Annotated in this window: 10 protein-coding genes; 3 read left to right on the plus strand and 7 right to left on the minus strand. The window is 66.8% G+C overall.

The window, feature by feature from the left end; genetic code table 11:
- Positions 1 to 91: 91 nt before the first annotated feature.
- The 4 genes from infB to rimP all read right to left on the minus strand — a co-directional run bounded on the left by infB (position 92) and on the right by rimP (position 5,282).
- Positions 92 to 3,019 carry a translation initiation factor IF-2 gene (infB, locus tag AC5RTE_RS08035; RefSeq protein WP_494040870.1) on the minus strand — a complete coding sequence of 976 codons (2,928 nt, stop codon included), beginning with the start codon at positions 3,017 to 3,019 and terminating at the stop codon, positions 92 to 94.
- A 152-nt stretch (positions 3,020 to 3,171) separates the two neighbouring features.
- Positions 3,172 to 3,510 (minus strand): YlxR family protein, encoded by a 339-nt coding sequence (locus tag AC5RTE_RS08040; protein ID WP_494041331.1) that lies wholly within the window; start codon positions 3,508 to 3,510, stop codon positions 3,172 to 3,174.
- 183 nt (positions 3,511 to 3,693) lie between these two features.
- Entirely contained in the window at positions 3,694 to 4,674 is a 981-nt protein-coding gene (nusA, locus tag AC5RTE_RS08045) for a transcription termination factor NusA (RefSeq protein ID WP_494040871.1), read from the minus strand.
- On the minus strand, positions 4,674 to 5,282 hold the full coding sequence (gene rimP / locus AC5RTE_RS08050) for a ribosome maturation factor RimP (protein WP_494040872.1): 609 nt from the start codon (positions 5,280 to 5,282) through the stop codon (positions 4,674 to 4,676). Before rimP ends, nusA begins: the two co-directional genes overlap by 1 nt.
- Positions 5,283 to 5,389: 107 nt before the next feature.
- Between rimP and AC5RTE_RS08055 the strand changes: the two genes are divergently transcribed.
- The 3 genes from AC5RTE_RS08055 to AC5RTE_RS08065 all read left to right on the plus strand — a co-directional run bounded on the left by AC5RTE_RS08055 (position 5,390) and on the right by AC5RTE_RS08065 (position 8,429).
- Positions 5,390 to 6,514 carry a DUF4439 domain-containing protein gene (locus AC5RTE_RS08055; protein WP_494040873.1) on the plus strand — a complete coding sequence of 375 codons (1,125 nt, stop codon included), beginning with the start codon at positions 5,390 to 5,392 and terminating at the stop codon, positions 6,512 to 6,514.
- Between the two features lie 81 nt (positions 6,515 to 6,595).
- On the plus strand, positions 6,596 to 7,318 hold the full coding sequence (locus tag AC5RTE_RS08060; protein WP_494040874.1) for a VIT1/CCC1 transporter family protein: 723 nt from the start codon (positions 6,596 to 6,598) through the stop codon (positions 7,316 to 7,318).
- Positions 7,319 to 7,367: 49 nt separating this feature from the next.
- Positions 7,368 to 8,429, plus strand: a complete 1,062-nt coding sequence (locus AC5RTE_RS08065) for an aminoglycoside phosphotransferase family protein (protein WP_494040875.1) — start codon at positions 7,368 to 7,370, stop codon at positions 8,427 to 8,429.
- Between the two features lie 20 nt (positions 8,430 to 8,449).
- On the opposite strand, the gene AC5RTE_RS08070 is transcribed toward AC5RTE_RS08065, so the two are convergent.
- The 3 genes from AC5RTE_RS08070 to AC5RTE_RS08080 are packed head-to-tail and all read right to left on the minus strand — an operon-like array spanning position 8,450 to position 12,512.
- A complete protein-coding gene (locus AC5RTE_RS08070) occupies positions 8,450 to 9,841 on the minus strand; it encodes a pyridoxal phosphate-dependent decarboxylase family protein (protein WP_494040876.1) in 1,392 nt (463 codons plus the stop codon).
- A 45-nt stretch (positions 9,842 to 9,886) separates the two neighbouring features.
- Positions 9,887 to 10,690 (minus strand): sulfite exporter TauE/SafE family protein, encoded by an 804-nt coding sequence (locus AC5RTE_RS08075; protein ID WP_494040877.1) that lies wholly within the window; start codon positions 10,688 to 10,690, stop codon positions 9,887 to 9,889.
- Positions 10,691 to 10,700: 10 nt separating this feature from the next.
- Positions 10,701 to 12,512 carry a proline--tRNA ligase gene (locus AC5RTE_RS08080; protein ID WP_494041332.1) on the minus strand — a complete coding sequence of 604 codons (1,812 nt, stop codon included), beginning with the start codon at positions 12,510 to 12,512 and terminating at the stop codon, positions 10,701 to 10,703.
- Positions 12,513 to 12,545 lie beyond the last annotated feature (33 nt).

A 12,545-nucleotide genomic window follows, 5' to 3' on the forward strand; every position in this document is an offset into this window, starting at 1 on the left:
GTGGCCGACGTCGTAAGACGTTGGCCACCCAGCGAAGGGGCGGGGCCGCCGGAAAAATCCCGACGGCCCCGCACCGGTAGAGCATCAACGCTTAGACGCGCGGCTTCTCACGCATCTCGAAGGTCTCGATGATGTCGCCTTCGGTGATGTCGTTGTAGGAGCCAAGACCGATACCACACTCGAAGTCCGTGCGGACCTCAGTGGCGTCGTCCTTGAAGCGCTTGAGCGTCTCAACGGTGAGGTTGTCACCGATGATCTTGCCGTCGCGGCTGATGCGTGCCTTGGTGTTGCGTCGGATGATGCCCGAGCGGACGATCGAGCCGGCGATGTTTCCGAACTTGGAGGAGCGGAAGACTTCGCGGACTTCGGCCGTACCCAGCTGGAACTCTTCGTATTCCGGCTTGAGCATGCCCTTGAGCGCCATCTCGATGTCATCAATCGCGGAGTAGATGACGGAGTAGAAGCGCATGTCCACGCCTTCGCGGTCTGCCAGTTCGGCAACACGCTCGGCGGGCTTGACGTTGAAGCCAATGATGACGGCGCTGTCCACCGTCGCCAGGTTGACGTCGTTCTGCGTGATGGCACCAACGCCGCGGTGGATGACGCGCAGCTGCACGCCTTCGCCGACGTCGATCTTGAGCAGGGCGTCTTCGAGGGCTTCCACGGCACCGGACACGTCACCCTTGAGGATGAGGTTGAGGGTGTCGATCTTGCCGTCGGCCACTGCCTGGTCGAAGTCTTCCAGGCTGATGCGCTTGCGGCGCTTGGCCAGGGCGGCGTTACGGTCCGCTGCTTCACGCTTCTCGGCGATCTGGCGGGCGGTGCGCTCGTCAGCGGTCACGAAGAAGGTGTCGCCTGCGCGCGGCACGTTGGACAGACCCAGCACCTGGACGGGGCGGGACGGGCCGGCCTCGGTCAGGGCGCTGCCGTCGTCGTCGAACATCGCACGGACGCGGCCGTGGGCCGTGCCTGCAACGATGGTGTCGCCGACGCGCAGCGAGCCGGACTGCACCAGGACAGTGGCCACGGAACCGCGGCCCTTGTCCAGGTTGGCTTCGATGGCGATACCGCGGGCGTCCTTGTTCGGGTTGGCGCGCATGTCCAGGGCAGCGTCTGCGGTGAGCAGGACTGCCTCGAGCAGCTCATCGATATTGAGGTTCTGACGGGCAGAGACCTCCACGAACATGGTGTCGCCACCGTATTCTTCGGGAACCAGGCCGTACTCGGTCAGCTGGCCGCGGACCTTGTCCGGGTTGGCGCCTTCCTTGTCGATCTTGTTCACGGCCACCACGATCGGGACGTTGGCTGCCTGCGCGTGGTTGAGAGCTTCAACCGTCTGGGGCATAACGCCGTCGTCCGCTGCGACCACCAGGATGGCGATGTCGGTGACCTTCGCACCACGGGCACGCATGGCGGTGAACGCCTCGTGGCCCGGGGTATCGATGAAGGTGATCTTCCGGTCGTTGCCTTCGTGGTTGTGGGTGACCTGGTAGGCACCGATGTGCTGCGTGATGCCGCCGTGCTCGCCCGCCATGACGTCGGACTTGCGGATGGCATCAAGCAGGCGGGTCTTACCGTGGTCCACGTGGCCCATGACGGTGACAACCGGAGGACGTGCCTCGAGGTCTTCGTCGCCTTCGGCTTCCAGCTCTGCTTCGAAGTCGATATCGAAGGTGGAGAGCAGCTCGCGCTCCTCGTCCTCCGGCGATACGACCTGGAGCTTGTAGCCAAGCTCCTCGCCCAGCAGCGCAAAGGTTTCCTCATCCAGCGACTGGGTGGCTGTTGCCATTTCACCGAGGTGGAACAGCACGGTGACCAGCGCGGCGGGGTTTGCCTCGATCTTGTCGGCGAAGTCCGTGATGGACGAGCCGCGGCGGAGGCGGATGACAGTGTTGCCGTCGCCGCGGGGTACGCTCACGCCACCCAGCGACGGGGCACTCATCTGCTCAAGTTCCTGGCGCTTCGCACGCTTCGACTTGCGCTGCTTGCCGCGTCCGGCGCCACCCTTGCCGAAGGCACCCTGGGTGCCGCCGCGTCCGCGGCCGCCCTTGCCAAAGCCACCACCGGCGGGAGCACCGCCGCCGCCACCGGGACCACCTGTTCCAGGAGCGCCACCCGGACGTGCCGGGCCGCGGCCGCCGGCACCTGGACGTCCAGCACCGGCCGGAGCCGGACGTTCGGTGCGGTTGGGCATCATGCCCGGAGTAGGACGGTTTCCACCGGCGCCACCGGGCCGGGGTGCACCGGGGCGCGGGCCGCCGGCGCCTGCGGCGGGACGAGGCCCACCGGCGCCTGCTGCGGGACGGGGACCACCGGGACGGGGGCCGCCGGCACCTGCTGCGGGGCGCGGACCGCCGGGACGGTCGCCGTCGGTACGGCTTCCACCCGGACGGGGCATGCCCTGGGAGGTGGCGAACGGGTTGTTGCCGGGACGGGGAGCGCGCTCACCGTCACCGCCACGGCCGCGGGGCATGCCCTGCGAGGTGGCGAAGGGATTGTTGCCCGGACGGGGACCGCCGGGACGGGGAGCGGAACCACCCTGTGATCCACCGGGGCGGGTGGGTGCAGCCGGGGTCTCGGCCTTGGGGGCCGGGCGCGCACCGGGCTTTGCGCCGGTGGACGGTGCAGCAGCCGCTGCCGGAGCGGCCGGAGCCGCCGGAGCGCTGGCAACAGGTGCTGCCGGCGCCGGTGCAGCGGGAGCTGCGGGTGCCGGTGCGGCCGGAGGTGCGGGGGCAGGTTCCTGCGCCTTGGGGGCCGGAGCCTTGGGCGCTGCCGGACCGGGAGCGGGGGTGGAAGGACGCGCCTCTGCCGCGGGAGCGGCTGCCTTGGGCGCGGCGGCCGGAGCTGATGCCTTGGCAGCAGCGTCGGGGAAGGCGTTGCGCAGTTTGCGCACAACGGGGGCCTCAATGGTGGAAGAGGCGGAGCGAACGAATTCGCCCAGTTCCTGCAGTTTTGTCACTGCATCTTTGGAAGTTATACCGAGCTCTTTGGCGAGCTCGTGTACGCGGACCTTGGCCACATTTCTCCTGTCTCGGTCCGCACCGAGCCAGGCACGAACCGTCTACTTCTTACTGCGGGCCCCAGCCGCGTTTGGTGCAGAAGGGCCCATTGCAGAGCGCAACAAAGTTGTCATCGTTGCGCACTCATCGCTGGGAACTCATCGGGTTTCCATCAGATTTCTGACCCGCTTTCAGGTTGGACGGTTGGTGTTGCAGTTGCCGTGGCTGCAACGCTCGCTTCCTTGATCCAGCGTTCGACGGCGGCGGTTCCGGTTGCGCCCGACAGGGCACGTCCGAAAGCCCGCCGTTTTAAGGCCAGAGCAAGGCACGATTCACTGGGGTGCAGCCATGCACCCCGGCCAGCCATCCGGCGTCGTTCATCCACAAGGACAGCGGTGGAACCGCTGCCTTCGGCGACGAGCCGGAGTAGTTCGGACCGCTTGCCCTTTTTCCGGCAGCCGATGCAGGTACGTTCCGGTTGACTCCCGGTGGAAAGCTCTGCCACGGTCATCTTCCTGACGTTCATATCTGCCGGCCCCGTCATGCCTTGCCTCCGCTTGTTCAGCGGAAGGGACACGCGCAGGGCGCACAACTGCCGGCCGTTGGGCGCGGCCTTATCTATTCTAGCCCCTCCGGGCCGTTCTGCCCGAAACGCAATTGTGGTCGCGGCGCGGCTGGCCGGTAACCGGCGGGACTAGTTTTCGCGGGGGGTCGCTGCGTCGGAGACGATGTCGATGCGCCAGCCGGTGAGCTTGGCGGCCAGGCGGGCGTTCTGGCCCTCCTTGCCGATGGCCAGCGAGAGCTGGTAATCGGGAACCACGACGCGGGCCGAACGGGTTGCCTCGTCGGTAATGGTGACCGAATTCACCCGCGACGGGGACAATGCACTGGCGATGAACGTGGCCGGATTTTCGCTGAAGTCGACAATGTCGATCTTTTCGTCATTCAGTTCAGTCATGACGGCCCGCACGCGTGAACCCATTTCGCCGATGCACGCGCCCTTGGCGTTGATGCCCGGAGCGTTTGCCTTCACGGCAATCTTGGTGCGGTGTCCCGCTTCCCGGGCCAGGGCGACGATCTCGACCGAACGGTCGGCGATTTCCGGTACTTCCAGTTCGAAGAGCTTCCGGACCAGCCCCGGGTGCGAACGGGACAGCGTCACGGACGGGCCCTTGGAACCGCGGTGGACGTCGATGACCAGGGCACGCAGGCGGTTGCCGTGGATGTACTTCTCCCCCGGCACCTGTTCGGGCGGCGGAAGGAGTGCTTCCACAGCGCCGAGGTTGACCTGGACCATGTGCGGGTTGTGGCCCTGCTGGATTGTCCCGGCCACCAGTTCGCCTTCACGGCCCTTGAACTCGCCCAGGACGTTGTCGTCCTCCACGTCACGCAGCCGCTGCAGGATGATCTGGCGGGCGGTGCTGGCGGCGATGCGGCCGAACCCTTCCGGGGTGTCCTCGAACTCGCCGATGGGGGCGCCGTCGTCATCAATCTCCACGGCCCATATGGTCACGTGGCCGCTCTTGCGGTCCAGCTCCGCGCGGGCCTTTTCGAAGGCGCCGGGCGACTTGTGGTAAGCCACCAGGAGCGCCTGCTCGATGGTGGGGATCAGGAGGTCCAGCGGAATTTCACGCTCACGCTCCAAAAGCCTCAGTGCGCTCATGTCAATATCCATCAGGCCTCCTCAGAAGGTCCATTGTGTGCAGTTTCCAGACCGTCCTCATTGAGGTGGCTGAATTCGATCTCGACTTTTCCGTTGCGGATCCTGTCGAAAGGAAGCTTGAGGGGTTCGCCCTGCCTGGGCTTCATGCCCTTTTTCACGGCGATCTCGGGCACAAGCGTCACGCCGCCGTCGTCGACGGACTTGATCCGGCCAGTGATGTTGTCTCCCTGGACAACATTGACCTTGACCATGCGCCCCTTGGCGCGGTGCCAGTGGCGCGGCTCGGTCAGCGGCCGCCCGACGCCGGGGGAAGAGACTTCAAGGTCATACGGACGCCCATCGTCACCGGGATCGTTGTCCAGCACATCGGAAAGCACCTTGGAGATATCGGCAATGACATCCAGGCTTACGCCGCCGGTTTCCTCCTGCGGCAGGTCCACCACCACGTGGACCACCCGATGGGAACCGGGGATGATGGCCACGTCCTCCAGGTAGAGGCGGTTGGCCTGGACCGAGGGTTCAAGAAGGGCCCTGAGCCGTGCAGCTTCCGGATTGTGCGCGGCCTCGGCCTTACCCGTACCGGTCCGGTCTGATGAAGCCGTGGCTTCTGCATTGCTCACGATGCCGGCCGCCTCCCGTTTAGATGATGTTGTGTGTACTAGCGTAGCTATTTTAGCGGTTCCTTGGTGCACGAAGTTCTACCCCCGGCGTGACACCATGGTCTGTTGTGACAGACGACAACCAGGAAAACCGCCTGCAGATGCGCTATTTCCGGTACGCCGTTTTTTCGCTCGCAGCCCTCCTCGTCCTGAGCCTGGGATTCGCCTTCATCCCCCCTGAACCGCCTGCCCCTGCGGAACCGCCGTTCTCAGAACGGGCCCGCGCGGCCGCGTACGAAGAGACAATGCGGCTGCGGTCCGCCGGGCTGGAACTTGCCGCTACCGGAGGAAACGCCGCCGCCGGTGCAACGGCTATGCCCCCGGTGGACGGGGTTGTGACATTGCTGACCATCCAGGCCCGGGCGCTGCTGCTTCCCGCAGGGCCTGCCCCCACTGACCCTGCGTCCGCCAGGGCTGCTGCGGCCTCAGCCACCGCGCCTCCTGCCGGCGCTTCGCCTTCAGCTTCTCCGCCGTCGCCGGCTCCTCCTGCCCAGGTCACGCCGGCGGAGTTCGCCGCCGCACTGGCCGCCAGCGGACAGCAGCGGCTGAAGGACGCGGAGACGGCCGACGGCGGCATGGCCCGCCTGCTGGCGGGGACCGGCACGGCGCAGCTCCTGGCAGCCGAACGGCTTGGGGCCCAGGGCTCAGGAACAGCGCCGGCAACAGCTCCGGCAGGTGCACCCGGCCCAACAAAGGCCGCCGAGGCCTCTGCCTGCCCGGCCGCACCGACCGCGCCCGACTCGCAGGCGGATGCGGACACCGGCCTTGGGGCCGCCCTTGCAGCCGTGGCTGTGGCTGAGCGGGAGACCGTGTACGGGTACCAGGCCGCCCTCACCCGCCTTCCGTCCGAAGGGGCGCGCCCGGCGTCGGACTTCCTGGAACAGCACCAGGACCTTGCGGTGCAGGCCGAAACGTTGAGCCTGAGACACTGCAGGGGCCCGGTTCCGCAGCAGCCTGGTTACGTCCTGGACCAGGCGTTCCTTGATGCGCCGGCGGCAGGACTTGCCGGGCTGGAGTCAGACATTATGCCCGCTTATGGGGACATTGTGGCGATCGCAGATGGATCCACCCGGGCCTGGGCCTTGTCCGCACTTCAGGGAGCAGCGCGCCGCGCACAGCACTGGGGCGCCGGGACGGTTCCCCTGCCGGGCCTTGTAGTGGACGCAGCCCAGCTGCCGCAACTGCCTGCGTAGGGCGGCCTTCGACTGCCCCGGGCGCCAATACCCGGGCCTTGATGCTGGCGGGCCTGCCGCGCCCGGTGGTTTGCTGTAGGGATGGACGCCGCACCCCCTTTTCACAACAACGAACCGCACGGCAACGACATCGCGCAGCGGCTGAACTGGCTGCGGGCAGGGGTGCTGGGCGCCAATGACGGCATCGTCTCCGTTGCAGCGATAGTTGTTGGAGTGGCCGGCGCTACCGCCGCAACCGGGCCGATACTGACAGCCGGAGCCGCGGGCCTTGTGGGCGGGGCCGTGTCCATGGCACTGGGCGAGTATGTCTCCGTCAGCAGCCAAAGTGACAGCCAGCGCGCGTTGATCGAAAAGGAACGCCGTGAACTGGCGGAGGAACCGGAAGAGGAACTGGCCGAGTTGACGGCCCTTTACCTGGCCAAAGGACTTAGCCCGGAAACAGCCGGCAGGGTAGCCGAGGAACTTACAGCGCACGACGCACTGGCCGCACACCTGTCCGCCGAACTCAACATTGACGAGACCGGCATCGTCAGCCCCTGGCACGCCGCCTTCGCCTCTGCCATCGCTTTCGTCACCGGCGCCGTCCTCCCCATGCTGGCCATCCTGCTCCCGCCACCGGAGCTTCGTGTCCCCATCACCTTCGCCGCGGTCCTCCTTGCCCTGGCACTGACCGGTGGGGTTGGGGCCTGGATCGGCGGCGGTTCAAAAGTCCGGGCGGCTGCCCGGGTGGTGGCAGGCGGCGCCCTCGCCCTCGCAGCCACCTTCAGTGTCGGCAGCCTGCTCGGAGCCACGGGCGTGGTCTAAAGGAGGTGCCTGCGGCGCTGGCCGCTTCCGTACGCCTAGGCTGGAAGGGATGAGCGGGCCGGCGGCAGTACCAATCCCCCCTGACCTCACTGCGCGGTACAGCCGCAGCAGCGCAGGGCGGGCGTGGCTCGCGTCCCTGCCGGACCTCATCAAGGGCCGGCTGGAGAACTGGCAGCTGACACCGGACCTGCCTCGCGGCGCACTGCCTTGGAACGGCCGCGGCGGAGTAGTCATCCCGGTGACGCAGGCGGACGGCACCACGGCGGCCCTCAAGATCGCCTTCCCCCACGAGGAAGCCCGGGTTGAACGGCACGCCCTTGCTTTATGGCAGGGACGGGGCGCGGCAGCACTGCTGGCCTCAGACGCAGGTACGTGCGCCATGCTCCTGGAAAGGCTCGACGGCGAACGGTCGCTCGCCGCTGTTTCCATGGAAGAGGCTGTGGAAGTGTGGGGCGGCCTGGTGCGGCAGCTGAGCATCGTCCCCGATGACCGGCCGCAGTGGCAGGAGTTTGAACACATCGCCGCACGGGCTGAGCAATGGAGTGATGACCTGCCCCTGGAATGGGAACAGCTGGGACGCCCCTTTCCACGCTGGCTCCTCGAAGCTGCACTTGAGGTGTGCCAAACCCGTGGGGCGGTAGGGCGGCGTTCAGCATGCGACGTCCTGGTACATACCGATCTGCACTTCCTCAACGTCCTGGCACGTCCCGCTGCGCCGGGACGTGCAGGCTCTGGAGCCCCGCCGGCGCTTCCGATGGCGGCAGGCTTCGCCGCCATCAACCCGCAGCCCATGATCGGCGAGCCGGAGTTTGCCGTGGCCCCGCTGCTGTGGAACCGCCTGTCCTGGTTGCCCCTGAACAACGCCGGAGCCGGGCTTCGGCAGCGTTGTGCTGAGTTCAGCTCTGCCGCGGGCCTGGACCCGGACGTGGCACGGCAATGGGGCATCGCCCGGGAAGTGGAAAGCGCCCTCGCATACGCTGGGAGGTTGGGCCTGCGCGGGGAGCTTGCCCGGTCCCTGTGGGTGGCCAGCACCCTGGCCGGCAAAACCCTGGAAGGGCTCCCGTCAGCGCATCGTCTTCCGGAACCCGGCAAGGCTCCCGGCGCGCGCTGATGCCGGTGGCGCCTCGCTGCTCATGCTCCCCCCACGGCGGCGAGGGCGGAATCCACCGCTGCCACGGCAGTGCGCACCTCTTCCGCTGATGTCTGCCAGTTGCTGACGGAGATGCGCAGGATGTCCCGGTCGCGCCAGCGGGAGCCGGACATCCACACCCTGCCGTCCGCAATGATGCGTGCGGTTACGGCGCGGGTGGTCGCGTCGTCACCGAACGCAATACAGACCTGGGTGTAGCGGACGTCATTCAGGACTTCCACGCCGTCGAGCCCTGCCAGGCCGGCGGCAATGTCAGCAGCCGCGGTCACCAGGCCCCGCACCTGGTTTTCCACGCCGTCACGGCCCAGGCTCTTCAGCGCAGCCCATACGGGGACCCCTCGGGCGCGCCGCGACAGCTCCGGCACCTTCTCAAACGGGTCACCAGGACCTTCAGCATCCTGGATGAGGTAACTGGTGTGCAGGCCCATGGCGGACCGGAGGGCGGCTGCGTCGCGCACAATGGCGATGCCACAGTCGTAGGGAACGTTCAAGGTCTTGTGGGCGTCCGTCCCCCACGAGTCGGCATCCTCGTAGCCCCGGGTCAGGTTCCGCAGTTCGGGTACTGCCGCCGCCCAGAGGCCGAATGCACCGTCGATATGGACCCAGGCGCCATGTTTCCGGGCGATGCCAATGGCGTCGGCAAACGGATCAAACGCCCCGGAATGTAGGTTCCCGGCTTGCAGGCATACCAGGGCCGGCCCCGAACCTTCAGCCAGCGCCGCCTCAAGGGCAGCAGGAACAAGCCGCCCCTGATCATCCACGTCAATCACTTCCGGCCTGCCCAAACCCAGGTACCTGAGGGCGAGGTCCACGGTGTCATGCCGTTCGCGGCCCACGAAGCACCTGATGCGTGGTGCTCCGTTCAACCCATCACGGTCCAGGTCCCAGCCGGCGTTCGAGAGGAGCCGCCACCGTGCGGCAGCCAGCCCGGTGAAGTTGGCCATGGTGGCCCCGGTGACAAAGCCGACGTCGGAGTCCGGTGAAAGCCCCAGCAGTTCCAGCAGCCACGTCCCGGCGCTTTCCTCGATGGCTGCCATGGCAGGGGTGGCGTAGCGGAGGCCGGCGTTCTGGTCCCACGCGCTGACCAGCCAGTCTGAGGCGAGAGCGGCAGGCAGTGTCCCGCCGATGACCCAGCCGAAGAAGCGGCCGGACGGCATCGCCATCAGTCCGGGTTCGGCTGTTTCAGCCAGGAGCTCAACAACATCTTCTGCAGGGACGCCGTGAGCAGGCAGCGGGCCGCCAAAGGCGCCGGTGAGGTCCTGGGCCGGCCGGCGTGGACCCACCGGCCTGTCAGGAAGGCTGCCCAGCCAGGCCTTGGCGTGCCTTGCCGCGGCAGCAAGGGCACTGGAGTACTCATCTTCGCCGTGTGGCATAGCTGCATGCTACTCCCCCGCCTTTGGTGCCCGGGAGGCTTCCGCCTACCCCTGTTGGGCGAAGTTTTCCTGCCAGACGTCGTAGCCGAGCTTGATGATCAGGGCGGCCACCACCACCAGGAAGACGACACGGACAAACCGGCTTCCCTGCGCTACCGCCGTCCTGGCTCCCAGGTACCCGCCGGCCATGTTGGCAAGACCCAGCAACAAGCCGAGTCCCCACAGGATGGAGCCGTGCGGCAGGAAGAACATCAGGGCGCCGGCATTGGTTGCCATGTTCACGATTTTGGCCTTGGCACTGGCTTCGAGGAACGCGTAACCCATCGCGGAAACCAGTGCGATGACCAGGAAAGAACCGGTTCCAGGACCGATCAGGCCGTCATAAAAGCCGATGACGGCACCGATCAGGCACGCCACCACATAGTGCTTGTGTCCGTTGTGCCGCAGGTCGGTGATGTGGCCCGCGTCCGGCTTAAGGGCCGTAAACAGCGCAACCGCCACCAGTGCGGCCACAATTATGGGTTTGAAAACGGCGGACGGCAGCGTGGCGGCCAACACGGCACCACCGAAACTGCCTGCCAACGCGATTGCGGCCATTGGCAGTGCCGTCCGCAGGTCCGGTCCCACCCGACGGTAGTACGTGACGGCGCTGGTGGCAGTTCCGAAAATGGACCCCATCTTGTTCGTGGCCAGTGCCTGCACGGGCGTGATGCCCGGGACCAGCAACAGGGCGGGAAGCTGGATCAGCCCGCCCCCGCCCACCACGGCGTCCACCCACCCGGCTGCGAAACCCGCAAGCACAATCAGTACCAGCGTGGTGAGCTGGATGGACTCAAGCCCTGGAAGCACCCCTGCTGCGTCAGCTGGCGCGGACAGCGTTGACTACGTAGTCAACAGCCTTGTCTACGGCAACGTTCTCGGCATCACCGCTGCGGCGGTCCTTGATCTCCACCACGCCGTCCACCAGGCCGCGGCCCACGGCAAGGATAGTGGGTACGCCGAGCAACTCGGCGTCACCGAACTTGACCCCGGGCGAGACCTTGGGCCGGTCATCCAGCAGGACCTCAAGGCCCGCGGCTTCCAGGTCTGCTGCCAGCTGCCCGGCGGTGGCAAAGATGTCCTCGCCCTTGCCGACGGCCACCACGTGGACGTCAGCCGGCGCCACCGAACGCGGCCACACCAGGCCCTTGCTGTCATTGTTGGACTCGGCCAGCGCGGCAACTGCCCGGGTGACACCTACGCCGTAGGAGCCCATGGTGACGGTAACCTGCTTGCCGTTCTGGTCCAGGACCTTCAGCTCCAGGGCTTCGGCGTACTTCCGGCCGAGCTGGAAAATGTGGCCCATCTCGATTCCGCGGGCTATCTCCAGGGGGCCGGAGCCGTCAGGGGCGGGGTCGCCTTCGCGGACTTCCGTGCACTCGATGACGCCGTCCCACGAGAAGTCCCTGCCCGCCACCAGGCCGAAGACGTGCTTGCCTGCCTCATTGGCGCCGGTGATCCAGGCGGTTCCGCTGACAATGCGGGGATCCACCAGGTACAGGAGCTTCGAGGCGCTCTCGCTGCCCAGCAGTGCTTCGTCCAGTGCAAGTCCGGGTCCAAGGTAGCCCTTCACGATCGACGGCTGCTTCTTGAGGTCGTCGTCGTTGGCGGCCTCGATGCCGATTTCGCCTGCGATGGGCAGGAAGGAGCCGATGTTCGCCTCAACGCGCTTCAGGTCCACGCCCCGGTCGCCGGGGACACCAATGACCACGAGCTGCCGTTCCCCTGTGGGCAGAGTGACGGCCAGCACGACGTTCTTGAGCGTGTCCGCGGCAGTCCACGCGCCGCCGTCGGCTGATGAGCGCGGGGCGAGCTGGTTTGCAGCTGCGACGAGCGTGTCAATGGTGGGCGTATCAGGGGTGTCGAGGACCTCGGCGGCGGGAGCAGCCGAGAAGTCGATTTCCGCTGGCGCCACAGTGGTGACGGCCTCGACGTTCGCGGCGTAGCCCCCGGCGGATCGGACGAACGTGTCCTCACCAATCTCCGTGGGGTGCAGGAATTCCTCGCTCTTCGAGCCGCCCATGGCGCCGGCGGTTGCAGTGACAGGGATAACCTCCAGGCCGAGGCGCTCGAAAATCCGGAGGTAGGCCCCGCGGTGGGCCGCGTAGCTGGCGTCCAGGCCGGCGTCGTCGACGTCGAACGAGTAGGAGTCCTTCATGATGAACTCGCGTCCGCGCAGGAGGCCCGCGCGGGGGCGGGCTTCGTCCCGGTACTTGTTCTGAATCTGGTAAAGGCTGAGCGGCAGGTCCTTGTAGGAGGAGTAGAGGTCCTTGACCAGCAACGTGAACATTTCTTCGTGGGTAGGGGCCAGCAGGTAGTCCGCGCCCTTGCGGTCCTGGAGGCGGAACAGGCCTTCGCCGTACTCGGTCCAGCGGTTTGTGGCCTCGTACGGTTCGCGCGGCAGCAGCGCCGGGAAGTGAACTTCCTGTGCCCCGATGTTCGCCATTTCCTCCCGGATGATGGCTTCAACCTTGCGCAGGACGCTCAGTCCCAGCGGCAGCCAGGTGTAGATGCCGGGGGCGGCGCGGCGAATGTAGCCTGCGCGGACCAGGAGGCGGTGGCTGGCAACCTCGGCGTCGACGGGGTCTTCGCGCAGGGTGCGCAGGAATAACTGGGACAGTCTTGTAACCACGGGAAGGTTTCCGTTTCTGGAGAGGTGCTGGAG

The sequence above is a fragment of the Arthrobacter sp. K41 genome (assembly GCF_059089645.1).